This is a genomic window from Streptomyces sp. SAS_272, assembly GCF_052543235.1.
Genome location: NZ_JBMNDR010000077.1, coordinates 24,888 through 46,431 on the forward strand (window position 1 = coordinate 24,888; position 21,544 = coordinate 46,431).

Below are 21,544 nucleotides of genomic sequence, written 5' to 3' on the forward strand. Positions count from 1 at the left end.
CCACTTCGGAACTTCGCGCCCATGCCGAGGGGCTCCGCTGGGGAGTCGCTGTGTGCGTGTCGAGCATGGACGCCAAAGGGACATTTCCGCTGTGACTCACACAACTTGGGCGACCCTTTGAGCGCGTGATACCGCACACATCGCGACAACGAGGGATTTCGGCACGGCTCCCCATCCGCGACCTGACCTTCCGTCAGCCCCCGCTCCGACGGTGCCTCATGCGGCTCGCGGGCGCCTCCGTACGCGCGGCGCCACCCCCGGGGCGGCGGGGGTGGCGCGGTCAGACGGCCTTGATCATGCGGTGACTACGACTCTCCGGACGAGGCCCCGCCCAGTCGCACCCTCCCGCCGGGGCCAGGACGCCGATACGCGGACGGCAGGTCGGCCTTGTCGCCCATGAACTCGTCCGGCCGGTGATCGCGGTGAGCCTCCCGCCGGGTCACCGCGATCACCTTCGTGTCGAACGTCGCGTGCTCCCGCTGGTCAGCAGCCACTCGGCGAGCTCGCGCAGCGCCTTGTTCCTGACGGTGATCGGCAGCCCTGTACCGCCGGCAGGCCAAGAAGCCACCGGGAAGGGGCCGACGTCCACCCCCGCGACCGCTCCCCTCATCCCCCGTCCCCCGTGCCCCGTCCCCCGTCCCCCGTGCCCCATGCCCCATGCCCCGTCCCCCGCCAGCCTCAAGCGCATCGTCGCCGTCAGCCTCATCGGGACGCCATCGAGTGGCACGACAACTCAGTCGGCCGAGGCTACGACCTACGGTTTCGCCGCCACAGCCACTCCGAAGTCAGCACCGAGCCGGCACCGAGCCGGCACCGGGAAATCTCGTGCCCGACAGGAGACAAGGCCGTGCCCGGTCCGACCGACCGAGCTGCGGGCTCTGCGCGAGGCCGACCCGGAATCGTCACTCACCGTGGCGCCTTCTCGCCTCATCAGCGCCACGCCCACCCCGTCCGCCCCTCCGCGCCTTTGTCGCGGGCTCCCGCCCGCTCACCGTCTCAGCCGGTTCGTACCGCTTGCGCCAGGGCAGTGAGAGTGCGGCGCGTCTTGTTCTCCGAATTCTCGGAGAGGGTCACCCCGCGCTCGCGCACCGCCTCCTCCAGCTTCCGCTGCTTACGTTCCGCCCGACCCGTCAGCTTCTCGGCATCGTCCTCGTCCTTGGGCTTCACCCGCAAGGACACCTCCAGGAACTCGAGACCGACGGCCGACCACGTCTCCAGGTCCACCTCCAGGTCGTCGAGCGGGACGTCGTCGGCCTTCGTCGAGAGGACGGGTCCCAGCGCGACCAGCCCGTCGAGCGCAACGGCGGGCCCACAGTCGGACAGGAACTGCCTCTGCATCGCGTCGATCGCAGCGGTGGGATCTGCTCCGGGCTCCACCGCGTCCGACAGAGTCCCCGGGGGACAAGTACGCACCGCGGAGGCCGCGAGCACCCGGCCCGCCGCCGACCAGTCCTCCTCGATCTTGTAGGTGAAAGGTTCCTCCTTGAAGGCCGCGGAGAACCGGCCGATCAGTTGCTCAACGGTGCACGGGCGCAGCTTGACGGTCAGGTCGTCCGCGGCGGCACCGATTCTGAACCGTATGATCTCGCCGCTGTTCAGCAGCGGAAGCCGCCCCTCGGCCACGCCTTTCGCCTCTTCGACGAACCAGATGAGACGCGTCGCCATCGCGTCCCGGGTCCCCCCGAGGGCCGACAGCGCCGCGGGAACGTCGCCCTCTACGTTGACCTTGATCTCGACCGGCCGCAGGTTCATCGCCTGACTCCTGTTCGCCTCGGTGGCTTGTGCGTCTCCACTCGCGGACGGGGCGCCTTCTCCCCGTCACGGGCGGCTGGTTGTGTCGGACCGGAGCGGCTGGATCGCACGGACGCGGAAGAACGCAGGCGACTGCGAACGGTCCCTCAAGGCCGAGCGCGACGGATGGAGGGGACGGACGCCGAGAAGTCGGTCAGAAGAACGGACCGAACCGGGAACCGGCGCACAGTCGTGGATTGCGCACATGTCGCTCCAGCTCCGGTGGTCGACAGCCCGTGCCCCTGGCCCGTCGCTCCTTGGCCGCCACCGCCGGGTATTCGTTGCCGTCGAGCACCCTCTCGGCCACGAACAAACGGGATAATCACCGATTTCCGTGCACGGCCGGACAGTCATGGGCCATGGCACCCGATTCGGACGGAGGATTCACAGAAAGGCAATGGTCCGGACGCCCTCGTCAGCAGTCCTCCAGGACGCTCATACCTCATATTCCACTGTCAGTCGACGACAAGCCCCCCGCAACTTGACGGACGCGCGCGAATCCTCTTCCTGCCGGCTCCTCAAGTCCACTCGTGAGATCACTTCCTGGCGGAAACCCCGAAATCGTTCAGGCAACGCTCGGTCACCCGGCCGCCGAACCGTTTCGGCCTTTGTGAGGCAGTCGCGGAGGGCGAAGGCGTGCTCGACGCGGGCGCGCGCCTTGCAATGGGAGGTGTGTGCAGGACAGCTCCTGTGCCATGCGGTCGTTGTGGCTGCCGGCGGCGGCCGGCCTTTGACGACGACCGCCCTGACGCGGTGATCGGCCCGCTGAACTGACGCGGACTCAACCGGGTGAACGGTCCTGTCCAGGACGGCTCGTCAACCGTGCGCCGTCCGCGGCTCCTCACGGCCCCACATCGGCGCCCGCACCTCGGATTCCCCGGTCAACCATGCAGACCCCAGAAGTCGGTAAAGAAACCCGCCCCTTTGACGCGACACCCGCCCCCACCCAAAGAATCGGCGCGAATGCGGGGAGTTATGTGAAATCGAAAAAGTCAACACCCTCTCTGTCATTGGTCGGTGAAATGTGGCACCGCACCCGGAACCCTGCAATGCTGATATCGAGAGAGAACCCACACCGTGACACATGGGAAGTGGCCAGCGGTCGGGCCGCTTCGGCCTGTCACGTCGGAGAATCATCAACAAACCTTCGTCTTAGGACACGGAGCCCCCCATGAAGAGCGAAATTCGAGTGAACTGCGCGATTCCCCCGTACATCCTCGAGGACCTTCTGGAAAGCGATGACGTCGAGGTGCGGCGGGCAGCCCTGAACACCCTGCTCACCACTGCCCGCCTGAGGGGTGCGCGGACGGTTCTGGCGGCCTTCCCCGGTGCCGCCACGCCCGGGAACGGGCGCAGGACAGTCTTCGACTGCCGAAACGGCACGGATCTCGCCTTCGCGGTTCTGGCCCGGTCCGAGGACGGCCCGCCGTCATCGGACGGCGCCGCCAACCGGGCGTTCGACGCCCTCGGCAGGACTCGAGACTTCTTTCAGCGGGTGTTCGCCCGGAACTCCATCGATGGTCAGGGGATGCGCCTGGACGGCTACATCCACTACGACGAGAAGTACAACAACGCCTTCTGGGACGGGCGAGAAATGTGCTTCGGCGACGGTGACGGAATCATCTTCTCCGATCTCACGGGCTCGATTTCCGTGATCGCCCACGAATTGGCGCACGGAGTGACCGAGCACACCGCGGGACTCGTGTACCGCGACCAGTCCGGGGCTCTGAACGAGTCCATTTCCGACGTGTTCGGGACGCTGGTCGAGCAATGGACGCTGAATCAGACGGCCGATCAGGCGGACTGGCTGATCGGCCGCGAGGTCTTCACACCCATGGTGCAGATGGACGCTCTGCGATCGATGAAGGCCCCTGGGCACGCCTGGGCACGGGACCCTCAGCCCGACCACATGTCGAACTACGTCCACATGTCGGGGGACCACGGCGGGGTGCACTACAACTCCGGAATCCCGAACAAGGCCTTCTACCTGACGGCGACAGCGATCGGCGGACACGCGTGGGAGGCTGCGGGAACGATCTGGTACGAATCGCTCAAGGCGTCCAACAGCGAGACGCGGTTCCAGGAATTCGCCGATACCACCTACCAGAAGGCAGGGGATCTCTACGAAGTCGGCGGCCTCCAGCAGCAGGCCGTACTGGGCGCGTGGCAGCAGGTGGGCATCACCGTCACCGGGGTGCCGGCCGGGATCGCGCAGGAACAGGGCCGCATGGTCGACGAGAGCAGTGACGCGGGCCAACAGGATTCCGTTGGGGCAGTGGCCAGGCGGGTTCAGGCGCTTGCAGGCCAGGTCCAGGAACTGAGCAACGACGTGGCCATGCTGAAGGGACGTGTGACCAGCGGCCGTTGATCGCTGCGCGCCCTCCGCCGGACCGGCGGAGGGCGCTGGATGGCCGTGAGGTGCCATGAGAATCACCTTGGTGACAGACGGCGGGCTGGCTGCCACAGTTCTCGCCGACCTTCCGCCGCAGGTCCTGGACACGGACACCCTGTCCGAAGGAGCCGCTGCCGAGTTGCGCCGGTTGGTGTCCGCAGCCGCCGGGTCGGTGGCGGAAGGGACCGAGGAGCCCTCCAGCCTCGCGAGAGACGCCATGAGTTACTCGATCACGGTTGAGGAGGGCGGCCACGCGTCCGTCCTGGTGCAGTCGGATACGACCATGTCCGAGGAGTTCGCGGCGTTGCTGCGATGGCTCAGGCAACATGCCGCGCGGCCGTGAGGGCCGACGCTGCAAAGGCGGCGGTCGGCCGGCGACCCGCCGGCACTCGGCGATCTGGCCGATGCCCTCCATGGCGAACGGCGCTGCTCTCGGCCGGCGAAGACCCTTCGGAGCGGCGGGACTCGCCCGCCTCCGACCATGCTCCGATCCAGGCCTGCTGCGCCTCCCATGACGTGTCGTCCCGCACAGCGGGAGTGCCGACCTCGGAGCCGTCCGGGCCGGCCGGAGGAGAGAAAGGTGATCCGAATGCCGCTGAAGAAGTACGGAGTGCTGGCCGCCCACGTCGTCGACAGACGCCGGGAAGGGCACAGTGACACCCCGCACTACCAGGTCCACCTCGTCGACGACACGGACACGCACTACCGTGCCGCCGTCAACGTGCAGTCACAGCAAGCCCCTTCGGAGCTTTTGTACCTGGCCGACGACGACTTCCACCATCCGCTCACCGACATGCTCCCGGTCGCCGGCAGCGGCTGGACCGGGCTGCCGTCCCGACCAGGAGCGGCAGGCCTCGACTTCATCCGCGGCAACTTGTTCGCGCCCGCCGAGATGCGGTTGCTGCCTCCGGAACTGCCGGGTCCCGACAACGACCTCGCCGACCTGCTGGACCACTACATCCAGCGGGCGATCAACGACCCGGCCATCTGCCTGTACGCCTTCGGCCAGCGTTGGGGCCGCGAAGAAGGCAAGCCCGACAAGATCTTCGGGTTCGAGCCCGGCAACGGCGTCCATGACATCCACATGAACCAGGGCAACAGCGGCCGGTTCCGCGGTGACGACGGGGTCTGGCAGGACGGCGGACTCCTGCTGCACCTGCCCGGGGAGTCCCGTTGGGTCGCGATCTTCCTGGCCTTCCAGTCCCAGGCATGGCACACGGACGACACCACCGGCCACGCCATCGAGACCGCACCCCGCCTCACCGACGAGGGACGCGCCCCTGTGCGGATCGTGGCTGCCCTGGTCGATCCCCTCGGTCCCGGACAGGAGAGCGAAACCACCACCCTGATCAACACCTCCCGTGCCCCCGTCAGCCTCACGGACTGGCAGCTGGTGGATCAGGAGAAGCACAAGCTCCCCCTGCCCGACGTCAGCCTTCGGCCCGGCGAGGCCCTGGCCGTCCCCGGTTCCGGTGACTTCCATCTGGGCGACGGCGGAGGGGCCATCACTCTCCTCGACCCTGACGGCCTCAAGGTCCACGGCGTTTCCTACACCGCCCGGCGAGCCGAGCCGAAGGGTGAGACGGTCACCTTCTGACGGGGACCGGCGGCCGCTGCTCATGGCCGGGCCTGCGGGCCCGGGCCCGACCACGAGTCGTTCCACGCCGTTCACGTCCGCCCGTGGGGACACGCGATGGCTTCAGTCTCCGTCCGGTGGGGCCGCTCGCTCCAGAATCCACGCGCTCCAGGCCGCGTCCGCACGCTGTTCGGGCAGTTCGAGAAGGTCGGAGACCGTCATGACCAGACCGGTGGCGAAGAACGTGCGCACCTGAAGCCCGTCCGCTCCCGTCAGCCGGGCAATGGACTCCTGAAGGTCTAGCTGGCGTCGGCGCGCCTCTTCCCGTACCGCCTCGTCAGCGCCCGCCGCGTACGCCTGGAGCATCACGAGACCTACCGTGCGCTCGCTTCGCAACAAACGCCGGTACGCGTCACCGAGCCCCACGAGGGTGGGCTCGGCCTCCGCGAAGACCGCCTCGATACGGTCGAAGGTCGCGTGCATGACCTCCATGAACAGACTGCGCTTGGAGCCGAACATCTGCACGATGCGTGGATGCGAGACACCGACCCGTGCGGCGATGGCCTCGATGCGTGTACCCGCCAGGCCGTTCGCGGCGAACTCGGCGTCCGCCGCTTGCATGATCTCGGCACGGCGCTCGGAGGCCGGCTTGCGGACGCGTGGGGTTTCGTTCACGCCGGGACCGACGCGGACGCGGCCTCGATCTGCGCCAGTACGGACTTGTAGTCGTACAGGCACCGGTAGGCCTGGATCAGGCCGTCCGCACCCAGCTCCACCCGGTCGTCACCGTGGAACTCCACGCGTCGGCCCGTGCCCGCAAGGGTGCCGGAGAAACGCCAGGCGACCAGCACCGCTCGACGGGTCACCTCTCCGTACAGCCCCATGCGGGTGAAGGAGTAGTCCGGGAACAGGCTCGCCATGTGGTGGACGAAGGTCCGGATGGAATCCGGACCGTGCGCCGTGCCGCCCAGGGCGGGCTCGTCGTAGACCAGATCGTCGGCGCACAGCCCCGCGACCGCGTCGCCGTCGTGTTCGTTCCACGCCGATTCCCAGCGGGCGCAGAAGTCTTCGACAGCGGTGATGTCAGTGGAGGCCACGTCGGCCATGGTGGTGGTCATACATCTAACTTACAGGTTAGTAAGAAGCGAGGGCAAGGACCGGCAAGGTCGTCCCTACCCGAGCCGGCCGGGCCGCGCCGTCGGAGTCGCGGTAGAAGATCGGCACCCGGCCCGCGGCGTCGACGGCGGTCGTCGGACAGTCGGTCACGCCGGCGGTCCGCTCCGGCAACGGGCTGAAGTCGGAGCGGAGTTCTCCGACTTCAGCCGTGCCGTCCAGAGCCCGTCGTCGCCGAACCGTCGAGCGCGACGGCCGGCGTGTCAGGGAGTGTCAGGGAGTGTCAGACCACCATCCATTGCTGGTTCGTGCCGGAGGCACAGGTTGCCTGGTCCAGGGCCGCACCGTTGGCGGTCGACGCCCCGGCGACCTCGAGGCACTTGCCGCTCTTGGCGTTGGTGAAGGTGACGTAGCCGCCGATGACCGCCGTTCTCTTCCACAGCTGGTGCGAGGCTCCGGTGCACGTCGACTGGACCGCGACCGCTCCGTCGGCGGTGGAGGCGCCGGAGATCTGCAGGCATTTGCCGCTGTTGACGTTGACGAGTTCGTAGTTGGAGCCGACCGCGGTGGGCACCCACTGCTGGTTGGCCCCGGAGTTGCAGTTGCCGGAGTCGACCGCTGCCCCGTCCGCCGTGCTCAGGCCCCAGACGTCTGCGCACTTGGCGCTGTTGCGGTTCAGCAGGTGGTTGTTCGCGGCGCCGAGCGGACCGGCGAGGACCGGCCAGCCGTTCGCGAAGGTCACCTGGCGGATGTCGAGGGTTTCCCGCCCGGAGTTGTCACCGTCGTAGTAGTGATAGGCGAGGAACTTGGCGGTGCCGTCGTCGTAGGCGTCGGCGCCGCCGGCGGCCACTCTGGGGTAGGCGCCGGTGAGGACGGTGGTCCCGCCGCCGGAGGCCATGTCGGTGCCGTTCTGGTCGAGGTAGGGGCCGGTGATGCCGGTGGAGCGGCCGACCACGGTGTAGTAGGTGCTGTTGACTCCGCTGCAGCAGGTGCCCTTGGAACCGAAGAGGTAGTAGTAGCCGCCGTTGAGGATGATGGTGGGGTTCTCTATGCCGACGGCGATGTGCCACAGGTTGTTGTCGGTGGTCGAGAGCTTGCCGGTCGCGGTGTCCAGGACGTGCATGTAGGTGCCGCTGCCGGTCCAGGAGCCCCAGGAGATGTAGAGCCTGCCGTCGGGACCCCAGTCGACGTTGGGATCGATCGGGTAGTTGACGTCCGTGACCATGCCCTGGTCGGTCCAGGGGCCCTCGATGTTCGTGGCGGTGGCCAGGCCCATGACGGCGTAGTTGCTGCCCCACAGGGAGCCCGCGTAGTACAGGTGGTAGAGGCCGTTGAAGTACTTGATGTCCGGGGCCCAGATGTTCGGCGGGGTCGAGCCCAGCTTGCCGGCGATCCAGGACGGGGTCGACTCCCAGACGTTGCCCACCTTCGTCCAGCCGGACGCCGCTGTTCCCCCGCAGGTCTTGCGGAGGGTGATGGATCCGCTGGGGTTCAGGGAGTCGTGCTCGAACCCGGTGGAGAAGCCGTAGTAGCAGCCGCCCACCTTGATGACACTCGGGTCGTGCATGCGAAGGTCGCCGCTGAGCGCCTGTGCGGGCGAGACGGTGAGCAGGCCGAGAACGGTCAGGAGCACGGCCACGATCGCGGCGAGGGCAGGGCGCCCGTGCTGTCTGTGGGTTGCGGTGCGGGGCTCTTGGGTGTGGTGGCTGGTCACGCGAGACTCCTTTGTGTCGCTGGGATGTTGGCGTGGTCACCCGCTGGGCGGCAGTGGGCCGGTCCGGAGTGGGTGGACGTCCCGGTCGGCAGGTCGGTCACGCTTCCGCCGGGCCATTCGATGCGGCCTGTCGCTCCGGTGGGCACGGTCGTTTCCACGGTGAGATGCGACTCCCGCAGCTCCCATCGGACGGCCACACGGCCGTACGGCGATTCGTGGGTGGCACTCGCCCAGGTGATGCCGCCGCCCGGTCGCGGACGGAAGACGATGTCGCGGTAGCCGGGCGCACTCGCGCTCAGCCCGGCGACGGTGTTGTGCAGCCACTGCGCGACGGCCCCGAGGGCGTAGTGGTTGAACGAGGTCATGTCGCCCGGATTGACGGTGCCGTCGGGCAGCATGCTGTCCCAGCGTTCCCAGACGGTGGTGGCGTCGTGCCTGAGTGCGTACAGCCACGACGGGCACTCCTGCTGGAGGAGCAGGGAATATGCGGTGTCGTCGTGTCCGGTGGCACTCAACGCGGGCGTCACCAGGGGGGTGCCGATGAAGCCCGTCTGGATGGTGTGCCCGCCCGCGGCGACCAGGTCGGCCAGACGCCGTCCGGCGGTGGCCCGGGCCGCCGCGTCGGGGAGCAGGTCGAACTGCAGCGCGATGGCACAGGCGGTCTGGGTGTCGCTGCTCATCAGGCCGTCCGGCAGGACGTATGCGTCGACGAACGCCTGCCGTACCCGGTCCGCGAGTCGCTCGTAGCGACGCTGCTCGTCTTCGCGGCCCAGGACGCCTGCGGTCCATGCCACGTGTCGTGCGGACCATGCGTAATACGCGGTGGCGATGAGGTGGCGGTCGGTGCGGCCGGCTCCGGGATCGTGCGGGGGCGCGAACGGGTCGAGCCAGTCGCCGAGTTGGTAGCCGCGGCTCCACAGGCCCGACTCGTCGGCGAGTTCGGTGATGAGGTCGACCCATCGCCGCGCACTGTCGTACTGGGCGGCGAGGAGACCGGCGTCGCCCGAGGCCCGGTACAGATCCCACGGTGTCAGCGCCACGACATCGCCCCAGCCCGCGCCCGGTCTGGCCGGCGTCCACTGCTCACCGCCCGGGATCTGGGGCACGTACCAGGGGACGGTGCCGTCGTCGTGCTGTTCGACGGCGACGTCGCGCAGCCAGGACGCGAGCATGCCGTGGCAGTCGTAGAGAAAGGCGGCGGTGGGCGCGAAGATCTGGATGTCGCCGGTCCATCCGAGCCGCTCGTCACGCTGCGGGCAGTCGGTCGGGAGGTCGACGAAGTTGCCGCGCAGGCTCCACACCACGTTCTCGTGCAGACGGTTCACCTGCTCGTGGGAGCACTCGAACCACCCGGTTCTCGCCATGTCGGTGTGGTGGACGCGGGCGACGATGTCGCGGCCCGGGTCGCCGCCGCGCCAGCCGGTGATCTCCGCGTAGCGGAACCCGTGGAGGGTGAAGCGCGGCTCCCAGGTCTCGGGGCCTTCACCGCGCAGGGTGTACCGGTCGGTGGACACGGCGTCGCGCAGCGGGCGCACGCACAGCTCACCGTCCTGGAGCACTTCGGCGTGGCGGATGACGACCGTGTGCCCGGCGGGACCCGAGACCGTGATGCGGACCCTGCCGACGAGGTTCTGCCCGAAGTCCACCAGGAGCCGGTCGGCGTCCAGGACGGTCACCAGGACAGGTTCTGTCTCCTCGGTGCAGCGCACCGGCGGGCCGGTGGGGGCGACCAGGGTCGCCCGGTCCCGGGGGACGAGTGTCACCGGGGACCAGTCCCCGTCGTCGAATCCAGGGCTCGACCAGCCGGGCAGTTCCTCCCGGGCGTCGTACGTCTCGCCGTCGAGCAGGCCCGAGGAGAGGATCGGGCCCCGGCCGGCCCGCCAGGAGGTGTCGGTGCCGATGACGGTGACGCTTCCGTCGCGGTGGACGATCTCCAGTTGGGCGAGGAGCGCCAGTCGGTCGCCATAAAGATCGGCGTGACCGCCGCCGAAGCCCAGCCGCCCCCGGTACCAGCCGTCGGCCAGCCATGCGCCGATGGCGTTGGCGCCGGTGCGCAGGTGGTCGGTGACGTCGTGGGTCTGGTAGCGCAGCCGATGGTGGTAGCTGGTCCAGCCCGGCGCAAGCGTGTGGTCGCCCACTCGCCGGCCGTTGATCTCGATCTCGTACAGGCCGTGGGCGGTGACGTACAGCCGCGCGCGCTCCACTTCCGCACCGACGACGGCGAACTCCTTGCGCAGCAGTGGTGGCCGGCGCACGGCGGACCGCTCCGGCTCCTGCGGCGAGATCGCGTGGGCCGTCCAGTCCGTCGGCTCCGACAAGCCCGTCTCGATCCGCAGCGGGGGGCTCCATTCGCTGACGGTCAGGTCGGATCCGCGGACCCGCACGCGGATCGCGCAGCGTTCCCGGGAGGTCAGTGGAGCCGCCGGCCAGGGGACGAGCACGGAGTCCTGGGAGGTCACCCAGTCCGTACGGTGCGTCCCGCCGGTGCGGGTGGCCTCGAGCTGGTAGCCGTGCTGCGTCCAGCCGGCCGGCGCCGAGGTCTTCCAGGAGATACGGGGCGACGACTCGCCGATGCCCATGGGCTCCCGGTGGTGTTCCGCGGTCGGCGCGGCCACCGTGGGTGTCCGCTCGCGGCTCATCCCTTCACCGCCCCGGCGGTCAGGCCCTTGATGATGCGCTGGTTGATCAACAGGTACAGCACCAGGGCGCCGACGACGTTGATGCTGATCGCGGCGAAGAGCGGTCCGTAGGCGGTCTCTCCGTACTGGCCGGTGAAGTTGAGCAGCCCGACCTGGATGGTGCGCAGGTCGTCGTCCGTGGTGAAGGTGAGCGAGATGAGCAGGTCGTTCCAGATGAAGAAGAACTGCACCAGCGCGACCGTGAAGACGGCGTTGCGCACGACGGGGAATCCGATCCGCCAGAAGGCGGTGAGCATGCCGGCGCCGTCGAGGGTGGCGGCCTCGAAGATCTCGCGCGGTACCGCCCGGAAGTAGGTGGCCATCATGAAGACCGTGAGCGGCAGACCGACCGCGGTGTAGGTGATGATCAGCGGCCACATCGTGCCGGAGAGGCCGCCCTGGAAGTACACCCGGAACAGGGGCAGCAGGATCATCTGGCTCGGCACCATGATGCCCAGCAGGAAGACGAGGAGGACCTGGTGGCGTCCGCGCCAGATCATGACCTCCAGGGCGAAGCCGGCGGCGGTGCCCAGCACGATGATCAGTGCGAGTGAGGGCACGGTGGCCAGGAAGCTGTTGCGGACGTAGAGGGCGACGTGGCCGGTCGTCCACGCGTCGGCGTAGTTGTGGAAGTCCCACTTCCCCGGGAGCGACCAGGCGGGGTCGTTGACGAACTCCGACTGGGTCTTGAAGGAGCTGAGCAGCAGCCACAGCAGGGGCGTCACCTCGACGGCCACCAGCAGGGCGACGAGCAGGTCGCGGGTCAGGCGCCGGGCGCGCCCGGGCTTTCGCACGGGGGCCGGCCGTGGGCCGGGCAGGAGTCCGCGCCGCGGTGACGTCGTGGTGTCGGTCATGGGGTTCAGCCCTTGGTCAGGTCGCGGCGCGAGAAACGGAAGACGATCAGGGTGACGCCGAGGCAGACGACGGTGAGCAGGGACGCGATGGTGCTGCCGTAGCCGTAGTCGCCGTAGGAGAACGCCGTGCGGAACATGTAGAGGGTCAGCGGCGTCGTGTCGCTGCCCGGGCCGCCGTTGGTCAGGGCGAGGACCGAGTCGAACACCTTCAGGGTTCCGTTGATGCTGAACACGACCGACGACAGCAGCACGGGTGCGGACAGCGGCAGGACGATGTGCCGGATGAGCCGCCATCCGGTGGCGCCGTCCAGCCGTGCTGATTCGAGCGTCTCGTCGGGGATGTCGAGGAGTCCCGCGAAGAGCAGGACGCCGTAGAAGCCCATGGAGCGCCATACGTCCATGACGACGAGGACGACGAAGGAGCCGCCGGCGCTCGCGAACCAGTCGCCGTGGTGGACGCCGAGCCCTTCGAGAGCGATGTTCGCCAGGCCGTTCTGCGGCGCGACGGCGAAGAGCTTCTGGAACATCAGGGCCACGGCGACCGTCGGAAGGATCACCGGGAAGAACACCAGCGTCCGCACCACCGCGGAGGACTTGCGCAGGACGAACACGTAGAGCAGTGCGAGCAGGTACCCGCACAGCACCTGTCCTGCGCTGACGGCGAGCGCGTACTTGAAGGTGAACCAGAGCGCCGAGTGCGCCTGCGGGTCGTGCCAGAGCTTCTCGAAGTTGCCGAGCCCCCCGAAGGTGAAGCCCTCGATGACGTTGCCCTTGAAGAAGGTGTATCCGAGGGACCACCCCATCGGCACGAGCATCACCAGGGTGTACACCAGCAACGCCGGGCCCAGCAGGACGGCGATGGCACGGCGGTCTCCCAGAACTGAACGCATGACGGCTCTCTCACGAAGGGTTCGATGCGGACGGCGGTGGTGCTGCGGGGTCAGCCGTTGTCGAGATCGGCCTGGACCTTCTGCATGAAGTCCTTGGCGGAGAGGGAGCCGGTGACGAGCGGCGCGGCGTTCGTCTGGCTGGTCTCCGTGGCCTTGGTGTTGAACAGCGCCTCGAACCACAGGGTGCTGGTCGTGGTCTTCGTGATCGTGTCCTGGACGGTCTGCGTGAGCGGCGGGAGCGCGCCGGTGTCACCGTTCGGCTTGAACCCGGAGACGGTGCCCTGGTCCTTGAGCGAGGCGGCGCCGTAGTTCTTGGTGATGCAGGAGAGCCAGTCGCCGACCTTGGCGTCGTACGACTTGGCGGAGACGGCGACGGGAAGGCCGACGTTGGCCGGGATCTGGTCCGCGCTGCCCTTGCCGCCCGCGACGACCGGGAACGGCATGAAACCGACGTTGTCCGCGCCGATCTTGTTCTTCGTCTTGTCGTTGAAGTCACCGAGCGCCCAGCTGCCCATGTAGAACATGGCGGCCTTACCGGTGAGGAACTGCTGTGTCGCGGTGTCGTAGTCGATCGATCCGACGCCCTTGCCGAAGTAGCCGGCCTTGCCGAGGTCGGCGACGGCCTGCGCGGCCTTCACGTAGGCGGGGTCGGTCAGCTTGGCCTTGCCGTCCGCGACGTCCTGGAGGGCGTCCGGGCCCAGCTCGCGGTAGAGGTAGCCGCTGACGAGACGGGTGAGGGGCCAGCCGTCCTTGCCGTCCGCGGAGAACGGGGTGACACCGGCGCCCTTGAACTTCGCCGCCGCCGCGACCAGCTGGTCGTAATCGGCGGGGACGGCGATGTGATGGTCGGTGAAGAGCTTCTTGTTGTACCAGATGCCCTCGATGTTGAACTGGTAGGGCATGACGTTGAACTTGCCGTACAGGTTCTGAACGGTCTTGACGGCCGCCGGCTGGATGTCGTCCCAGACGCCGAGGTCCTTGAGTGTCTTCTCCAGGTCGAGGACCTGGCCGGCCTTGTCCAGGGTCTTGGTGAGCTGCGGTGTGCCGCCCGCCGCGAACTGCACCGGCAGGGCGTTCTGACCGGCGAGCAGCTGCACCTTCTGGTCGACGTTGCCGATCGGCAGCGTCTGGATCTTCAGCGGCAGGGCCTTGTTCTGCGCCGCGCACGAGCCCTTGCTCAGGGTGGTGAGCTCCTGCTGAACGATGTGGTTGTCGTCGTTGATGGTGAGGGTGAACGCCTTTGCGTCGGAGCCCGAGCCACTGCCGCCGCCGCAGGCGCTCAGCACCAGACTCGAGGTGACAGCGGTCGTCAGAAGGGCGATACGACGGGTCCTGAGGGTCTTGTGCACGGGTGCTCCTCGGCACGCTGAGCGCGTTGAAACGCTTCAATGGAGGGAATGCCGGGAACCTATGACCCATATCAGCGTGTGTCAAGGATCTGTCGCGGATGTTTCCGAACCGTACGCGAGGGCTGCCGACGGTGTCGGCCGCCGGAATCCCCCCGGTACGAGGCAGCGAACGGCCATCAGGATCGGCTGCAGGGACGGCCAGAGCCCCGCACGGCCACGGGCGGGCGGTCAGGAACCGCACGGCCGCCGGGCGGGCGGACACGCGCAGTGACAGCGGCACCGGCGGGTGGACGGTCCGAGCGACGCTCCGGCCCAGACGACCAGCTCCGTGAGTCGGTTCGGACCGACGGCTCGGATCCTCGGCTCGCTGTCTCGGCGGACGAACAGTCCGGCGCGTCGGCGCAGGCGATCAGTCCGGCGCGTCGGCGCAGGCGATCAGTCCGGCGCTTCGGCGCAGGTCAACAGTTCGTACGCGGGCACGAGCGATCAGCTCGGCGCGCTTGCGCGGACGATCAGCTCGGGCTCCAGTACGACCGTGGCATGCCGGTGCTGGTCGCCCGAGGCCACCTCGTCCATCAGGAGCCGGATCGCCTCCTGCCCCATGATCCGGCCCGGCATGTCCACCGCGGTCAGCGGCACCGCCGCGGCGCCCGCCGCGCGGTTGTTCTCGCAGCCGACGACCGCGACCTGGTCGGGAACCCGGATCCCCGTCACGGTGTGCAGTTCATGGATGATGGCGTTGGCCAGCTCATCGGTGACGGCGATCAGGCCGTCCGGCAGATCGCCGGGAGCTCGCCGCGCGAGGTCCTGGCCGACGACATGTCCGTGCGACGTGGTCAGGCCGATGCTGTCGATCTCCTCCAGGGTGACGTCGGGTCCTGCCTCCTCGACGGCCGCGCGCACTCCCCTGCGCCTGTCGCGCACGGGTTGGTAGTCGTCGTGCGCCACCACGTAGGCCAGTCGCCTGCGCCCGGTATCGATCAGATGGCGAGCCGCAAGATATCCGACGTGCTCATTGTTGACCAGCACGGAACAGCACGTGCCCGGTCTCGGAGCGTAGTTGAGGAGCACGACTTGACGCCCGTGCGAACGGATGCGGGCGATGCCGGCCGAGGAGTCCTCCATCGGAGCCAGCAGCACGCCGGTCATCCGGGACTCGTCGAAGAGGTCCAGATATTCGTCCTGAAGCGTCATGTCGCATGCCGTGTTCGCGAGCAGCAGGTTCTGGCCGATCGCTCGGGCGGCGTCCTGCGCACCGTGTGCCATGTCGATGAACAGGGAGTTCTCGATGTCGGCGAGCACCATGCCGACACTGTTGGTCGATCCCGAGACCAGCGACCTGGCCGCGTCATTGCGCACGAAACCAAGCCGGCTTATGGCCTCGCGGACACGCTGTGCTGTCGCGGGGCTCACCTTCGCCGGATGGTTCAGCACGTTGGAGACGGTGCCGACCGAGACGCCGGCGGCGTCGGCGACGTCCTGCATGCTCGGACCGGCATGCCCCTGCACTCGCGGGCGGGCGGTTGCCACAGCGCTCCTCGACCTCCGGTCTCATCCAGCCCGGGCCGGCAGGGCACTCACAGTGACCGGCGCTGCCGCGGGCAAGCGGCAGAATACACGACGCGCATTGAAGCGCTCCAAAGCTCGGCGTCCGCCAGCGCGTCCTGCGGTGGGCTCGCCGTTCGACGAGGCAGGCCGCGGGTCCCGGCTCGGCCGATTGCCCCCTCACTCCCTGCGGGCGCCGGCCGATCGAGGGGGATCGCTCGACGTTCGCAGGCACAGGGCAGCCGTAAGCCCGGCCGTAGAAGTGCGGGGGACGGTCTTGACGGCCCGCGAGAGGCGAGCGCGAGGCACGCGCGCCTCCCTCGGCAATTCGATTGAAGCGCATCAATCAGGAAGGCCGATCGACAGCGGCGTCCCCGTGCGATGGGTGCGATCGGGATGGCGGGTCCGCGGGGGCGACTGCGGCGCAACCCGCTGGGCCGCCGCTGTACCGCCGCCGGGCCGCCGCTGCCGACGCCGATCCGCAGGTCCGCCTTGGCATTGCCGCAGAACCAGACCGTGCACTGCGGCGACACCGGTGAGCCGGCGGGCATGACCGTGCGCAGAGCGGACAGATCGTGGCGTGCGCCGGGCACGATGCGGGCCTTGGCCATGACGTCGACGCAGGCCGGCGCCGAGGAATGCCGTACCGGTGTCCTGCGCCGTTCCGCCCCCGCACGTCCGGCTCCGGGCATGCCGGGACTGCCCTCGCAGAGCACCGGGCAGGAGCCGACCAGCAGGGAGCCGGTCAGGAGGCTCTACCTCGGCCAGCCTGTGGTGGCGGGGTTGTCACAGGGCGAAATCCGCGTGCCCGGCAGGAGTTGTTCCGGCAGTACAGCCCGGGAAGACCATCCGGGTGAGATCACGTGCCGCTGCCCGCCTCAGGGGGCCCGGCCTTCGGGTATCGCACGGCGAGGGCTGCGATGTCGTCGTCGAGGCTTCCGCCGCTGAAACGAAGCAGGTCCTGGTGGAGCCGGTTGAGCAGTACCTGGGGTGACACCGGGTTCTGCTGTCGCATCCAGTCCTGCAGTGGGAAGAACTCGCCGGCGTGATCCCGGGTCTCCGTCACGCCGTCGGTGTAGAGCAGGAGTTGGTCGCCCGGCGTGAGGGGCACTGTGTCGGTGCGGTAGTCGTCTTCGACAAGTGCCGCGAGGTTGAGCGGCGGCGAGGGTTCGCTTGGCTCCAGAACCCGCGTTTCGCCATGGTGCACCAGAAGCGGTGGAGGGTGTCCGCAGTTGAGGAGTGTGACGTGGCCGCCGCCGCGCGGGATCTCGGCGAGCAGAGCGGTGGCGAATCGCTCCGGGAGGTCCGCGGAGGGGTGGACGGCGCTGTGACGGCCGATGCTGATCTCCAGGCGTCGGATGACGCTCGTCAGGTCGGATTCGTCGTGCGCCGCCTCTCGGAAGCAGCTGATCAGCGCAGAGGCCGCCCCCACAGCGGAGAGGCCTTTGCCCCGCACGTCTCCCAGGAGCAGCCGCACGCCGTGAGGTGTCTCGGCCGCCTCGTAGAAGTCGCCGCCGATCCGGGCCTGGGCCTGGGCCGCGACGTACAGCGATGCAATCTCGATGCCCCCGAGGCGGCTCGGCAAGGGTCGCAACAGGACTTGCTGGGCAGTGTCGGCCACGAGTCGGATCTGGAGGAGGGCGTCCTCCCGCCGGAGCCGGACGTGGCTCGCGTAGGCGGCCGCCAGAGTGACGGCGGCGATCGCAGCCGTCGTGTAGGGGGTCCCCAGGTCGGTGTAGGCGAAGCTCAGGCCGAACATGATCAGTACGCAGAACGCGCCCAGGAGGATCGTGGGGAGCACAGGCCACATCGAGGCGGCCAGAGCAGGCGCGGCAGGCAGGAGGCGACTGATGGCGATGCCCCTCGGCGTCGCGAACGCCAGCGCGCCGATGAGGACGGTGAGGATCACCGGTGACAGTCGGACAGCGTCCCCTCGGACATCGTACGGACGACCGCGTCGCCGTCGCCTCAAAGTAGGCACGAAATGAATCGTAACTACAACAAAGCGGATATCGAGCGAAGCGGGAACGCATGTTCACGAACGGCCTGGGGCCGCGGGTTCTCCACATCGCCTTGAGACCAGGCACGCTGGACCTGCGGTGATCGCACCGCAGGTCGTCAGGGCCGGCAGGACGGCCGGACGTCGAGCAGCTCGGTCCCCAGCACGGGCGGGCCGTCGACAGGCGCCGGGTCCTGCGCGGTCGGCTCGATTCCACCAGCAGCGATCTTGTCGAGCGTCTTCAGGCCGGCTGCACCGACGGTGCCGAACACCGTGTAGTTGGGTCGCAGCGCGGAGTCGCCGTAGACGACGAAGAACTGGGAACCGTTCGTGTTCGGACCGGCGTTGGCCATCGCCAGCAAACCGCGCCCGTAAACGCGACGGGCGCCGGTCGGATCGCTCGGTGCCGGCGGCAGGTCCACCGGCAGCTCGTCCTTGTAGGCGTACCCGGGCCCGCCCTCGCCAGTGCCGGTCGGGTCGCCGCACTGCAGGACCTTCAGCGTCGGATACGCCGTCAGCCGATGGCACACCGTACGGTCGTAGAACCGGTGCCGCGCCAGGTGCACGAAGCTCTGGACCGTGCACGGCGCCTTCGCCCGGTCCAGGGTCAGCGGGAGCGGGCCCTGGCTGGTCCGCACCGCCATAGCGACCGTGCCGTGACCGGGGGTGCGCCGCGGGTCGGGCGGCAGGGGAACCGGGCGCGCCGCCGGCTCGTCCGGTGTCTGGGTGTACTGGCAAGGACCGTGCGTGGTTCGCGGCGGGGCATCGTGAGCGGATGCCGTGGTGCTGCTCCCGGACACCGCCAACGCTGCTGCCGCCAATGCGGTCATGAGAGCCCGGTTCATCCTGCACACCCTCCAAGAGATCGCCAGATTCGGAGCGGTCGCAGCCTAGAGCCCGGTCCGGCGGGCGAGAACCCGTCCGCAAGCCACATCCGCCCTCCCGATTTCGGCCCGCGGGAATGGGGTCGAGCCGGGCGCCGACCGCATGCCGACCCCACGTTGCGGCCATCGTCCGGGCCGTCGGGGTCGGGCGGGCCGATGACGGCGCCTCGGACCGGGTGTCAGGTTCCGGAGCCGCCGCGATGTGGCCGGGCGTTGCGCACCGCGCTCAACAGACTGTCCCAGGACTGTTGGAACTTCTGGATGCCCTCGGTCTCCAGGGCCTGCACGACTCCGAGGTAGGAGATACCCAGTCTCTCCACGGCGTCGAGGTGGGCTCGGGCCTGCTCGTAGGCTCCGGTGACGGTATCGCCCTTGATCTCGCCGTGGTCGGCAGTGGCTTCCAGGGTGGCCTCGGGCATGGTGTTGACGACGCCGGGTGCGACCAGCTCCGTGACGTAGAGGGTGTCGGGGTAGGCCGGGTCCTTCACTCCGGTCGAGGCCCACAGCGGACGCTGTTTGTTGGCGTGCAGTCGCGCCAGCGTCGCCCAGCGGTCACAGGGCGGCGTCGATCCGTCGGCGGAGCCGAACACCTCCTCGTACGCCCGGTAGGCGAGGCGGGCGTTGGCGACACCGGCCTTGCCGCGCAGTGCTCTGGCTTCCGGAGTGCCCAGGGCGTCCAGCCTCTTGTCGATCGCGGTGTCGACGCGGGAGACGAAGAACGAGGCCACCGAGTGGATCTCGGAGAGGTCCAGGCCTCGCGCCTCGGCCTGCTCCAGGCCTGCCAGGTAGGCGTCCATGACGGCACGGTGGCGTTCCGGCGAGAAGATCAGCGTGACGTTGACGCTGATGCCCAGGCCGATGACCTCGGTGATCGCCGGGAGGCCCGCTCCGGTCGCGGGGATCTTGATGAGCGTGTTGGGCCGGTCCACCAGCCAGGCGAGGTGCCTGGCCTCGGCGATCGTCGCCGCCGTGCCGTGTGCGAGCCGGGGGTCGACCTCGAGGGAGACCCACCCGTCCCGCCCGCCGGTGGCGTCGAAGACCGGGCGCAGGATGTCGGCGGCGTCGCGGACGTCCGCCGCGGTGATCGTGCGGACGGCCTCGGAGACCGTCACTCCGCGCAAGGCCATGTCGTGGATCTGGTCGGCGTAGTCACTCCCGTCGCCGATCGCCTGCTGGAAGATCGTGGGGTTGGTGGTGACGCCCACCACGTGCCGCTTCTCCACGAGTTCGGTCAGGTTGCCGGACGTGATCCGGCTGCGGGAAAGGTCGTCCAGCCAGATGGCGACGCCTTCGTCGGCGAGACGCTCGAGCGATTCGTCAGTCATGGAAGGTGTGTCTCCGATGATCCAAGGCCGGAGGGATTCCCGGGCGGCGGCGACCACGTTCTCGGGAGTGAAGCCGTACTCCTGGAAGAGGACCTTGCCGTCGGCGGAGGCGCCGAAGTGCTCCAGGGAGACGATGCGGCCGGCGTCGCCGACGTACTTGTGCCAGGTGAGGCCGATTCCGGCCTCGACGGCGACGCGGGCCCTGACGGACGGGGGCAGGACGCTGTCCCGGTACCCCTGGTCCTGCTCCTCGAACCACTCGACGCAGGGCATGGAGACCACGCGGGTGGGGACGCCGTCGGCTTCCAGGGCCTCGCGCGCCTCGACGGCGACGTGGACCTCGGAGCCGGTGGCGAGGAGGATGACCTCCGGCGTTCCCGTGGAGGCCTCGAGGAGGATGTAGCCGCCCTTGGCGGTGTCCTCGGCGGGCTCGTAGGTCGGCACGCCCTGACGGGTGAGGACCAGACCGTGCGGGGCGCCCTTGCCGAAGACCTTGGTCCAGCGCTTGAGGATCTCGCGCCAGGCGATCGCGGTCTCGTTGGCGTCGGCGGGGCGGACCACGTTCAGGCCGGGGATCGCGCGCAGCGAGGCGAGGTGTTCGACCGGCTGGTGGGTGGGGCCGTCCTCGCCGAGGCCGATGGAGTCGTGCGTCCACACGTAGGTGACCGGCACGTGCATCAGGGCGGACAGTCGTACGGCGTTGCGCATGTAGTCGGAGAACACCAGGAAGGTGCCGCCGTAGACGCGGGTGTTGCCGTGCAGTGCGATGCCGTTCATCTCCGCGGCCATGGAGTGCTCGCGGATGCCGAAGTGGATCGTGCGGCCGTACGGGCTCGCCTCGGGCAGCGGGTTGCCCTCGGGCAGGAAGGAGGACGTCTTGTCGATGGTGGTGTTGTTGGAGCCGGCGAGGTCGGCGGAGCCGCCCCACAGCTCGGGGACGACGGCGCCGAGGGCCTGGAGCACCTTGCCGGACGCGGCGCGGGTGGCGACGCCCTTGCCGGGCTCGAAGACCGGGAGCTTCTCCTCCCAGCCGGCGGGCAGCTCGCCCGCGGCGACGCGGTCGAACTCGGCGGCGCGCTCGGGGTTGTTGTCCCGCCACTGCTGGAAGGACTTCTCCCACACGGCGCGGGCCGCCTGGCCGCGGTCCAGCGCGCCACGGGTGTGGGCGATGACCTCGTCGGCGACCTCGAAGGACTGCTCCGGGTCGAAGCCCAGGACGCGCTTGGTCGCGGCGACCTCGTCGTCGCCGAGCGCCGAGCCGTGCGCGGCCTCGGTGTTCTGCGCGTTCGGGGCGGGCCAGGCGATGATCGAGCGCATCGCGATGAAGGACGGCTTGTCCGTCACCAGCTTCGCGGCCTCGATCGCGTCGTAGAGGGCGTGCGGGTCCAGGTCGCCGTCCGGCTTGGGGGCGACGCGCTGCACGTGCCAGCCGTA

16 protein-coding genes are annotated in these 21,544 nt (G+C 68.9%); 3 read left to right on the forward strand and 13 right to left on the reverse strand.

The window, feature by feature from the left end; translation table 11 throughout:
* Positions 1-996: 996 nt before the first annotated feature.
* A complete protein-coding gene (locus ACN6LD_RS32660) occupies positions 997-1,752 on the reverse strand; it encodes a hypothetical protein (protein WP_319198409.1) in 756 nt (251 codons plus the stop codon).
* Positions 1,753-1,945: 193 nt separating this feature from the next.
* The gene (locus tag ACN6LD_RS32665) at positions 1,946-2,098 is read right to left on the reverse strand and encodes a hypothetical protein (protein WP_445045062.1); all 153 of its coding nucleotides are present in this window, start codon (positions 2,096-2,098) and stop codon (positions 1,946-1,948) included.
* Between the two features lie 864 nt (positions 2,099-2,962).
* Between ACN6LD_RS32665 and ACN6LD_RS32670 the strand changes: the two genes are divergently transcribed.
* The 3 genes from ACN6LD_RS32670 (at position 2,963) to ACN6LD_RS32680 (ending at position 5,780) form a co-directional block, all read left to right on the forward strand.
* Positions 2,963-4,159, forward strand: a complete 1,197-nt coding sequence (locus ACN6LD_RS32670; RefSeq protein ID WP_319194455.1) for a M4 family metallopeptidase — start codon at positions 2,963-2,965, stop codon at positions 4,157-4,159.
* A 55-nt stretch (positions 4,160-4,214) separates the two neighbouring features.
* A complete protein-coding gene (locus tag ACN6LD_RS32675) occupies positions 4,215-4,526 on the forward strand; it encodes a protealysin inhibitor emfourin (protein ID WP_445045063.1) in 312 nt (103 codons plus the stop codon).
* Between the two features lie 246 nt (positions 4,527-4,772).
* Complete coding sequence (locus tag ACN6LD_RS32680) at positions 4,773-5,780, forward strand: DUF2278 family protein (protein ID WP_445045070.1); 1,008 nt, start codon at positions 4,773-4,775, stop codon at positions 5,778-5,780.
* Between the two features lie 102 nt (positions 5,781-5,882).
* Here the strand turns inward: ACN6LD_RS32680 and ACN6LD_RS32685 are convergent, their stop codons facing one another.
* The 11 genes from ACN6LD_RS32685 to tal form a co-directional block, all read right to left on the reverse strand.
* Positions 5,883-6,434, reverse strand: coding sequence for a TetR/AcrR family transcriptional regulator (locus ACN6LD_RS32685; RefSeq protein ID WP_445045064.1), 552 nt, complete (start codon positions 6,432-6,434; stop codon positions 5,883-5,885).
* Positions 6,431-6,877, reverse strand: a complete 447-nt coding sequence (locus ACN6LD_RS32690) for an ester cyclase (protein ID WP_445045065.1) — start codon at positions 6,875-6,877, stop codon at positions 6,431-6,433. Before ACN6LD_RS32690 ends, ACN6LD_RS32685 begins: the two co-directional genes overlap by 4 nt.
* A gap of 278 nt (positions 6,878-7,155) precedes the next feature.
* Complete coding sequence (locus tag ACN6LD_RS32695; protein ID WP_445045066.1) at positions 7,156-8,586, reverse strand: family 43 glycosylhydrolase; 1,431 nt, start codon at positions 8,584-8,586, stop codon at positions 7,156-7,158.
* The gene (locus ACN6LD_RS32700; protein ID WP_445045067.1) at positions 8,583-11,225 is read right to left on the reverse strand and encodes a family 78 glycoside hydrolase catalytic domain; all 2,643 of its coding nucleotides are present in this window, start codon (positions 11,223-11,225) and stop codon (positions 8,583-8,585) included. Before ACN6LD_RS32700 ends, ACN6LD_RS32695 begins: the two co-directional genes overlap by 4 nt.
* On the reverse strand, positions 11,222-12,118 hold the full coding sequence (locus ACN6LD_RS32705; protein WP_319194443.1) for a carbohydrate ABC transporter permease: 897 nt from the start codon (positions 12,116-12,118) through the stop codon (positions 11,222-11,224). Before ACN6LD_RS32705 ends, ACN6LD_RS32700 begins: the two co-directional genes overlap by 4 nt.
* A 5-nt stretch (positions 12,119-12,123) precedes the next feature.
* Positions 12,124-13,008, reverse strand: a complete 885-nt coding sequence (locus ACN6LD_RS32710; RefSeq protein ID WP_319194441.1) for a carbohydrate ABC transporter permease — start codon at positions 13,006-13,008, stop codon at positions 12,124-12,126.
* Between the two features lie 50 nt (positions 13,009-13,058).
* Positions 13,059-14,357 carry an ABC transporter substrate-binding protein gene (locus ACN6LD_RS32715; RefSeq protein WP_319194439.1) on the reverse strand — a complete coding sequence of 433 codons (1,299 nt, stop codon included), beginning with the start codon at positions 14,355-14,357 and terminating at the stop codon, positions 13,059-13,061.
* A 486-nt stretch (positions 14,358-14,843) separates the two neighbouring features.
* Positions 14,844-15,842, reverse strand: coding sequence for a LacI family DNA-binding transcriptional regulator (locus tag ACN6LD_RS32720; RefSeq protein ID WP_319194437.1), 999 nt, complete (start codon positions 15,840-15,842; stop codon positions 14,844-14,846).
* A gap of 919 nt (positions 15,843-16,761) precedes the next feature.
* Positions 16,762-17,811: a PP2C family protein-serine/threonine phosphatase gene (locus ACN6LD_RS32725; RefSeq protein WP_445045068.1), complete on the reverse strand. Its 1,050-nt coding sequence runs from the start codon at positions 17,809-17,811 to the stop codon at positions 16,762-16,764.
* A gap of 209 nt (positions 17,812-18,020) precedes the next feature.
* Positions 18,021-18,545 (reverse strand): peptidylprolyl isomerase, encoded by a 525-nt coding sequence (locus tag ACN6LD_RS32730; RefSeq protein ID WP_319194433.1) that lies wholly within the window; start codon positions 18,543-18,545, stop codon positions 18,021-18,023.
* Positions 18,546-18,964: 419 nt separating this feature from the next.
* Positions 18,965-21,544, reverse strand: a 2,580-nt coding sequence (gene tal, locus ACN6LD_RS32735; RefSeq protein ID WP_445045069.1) for a transaldolase, incomplete at its 5' end; no start/stop codon positions are given.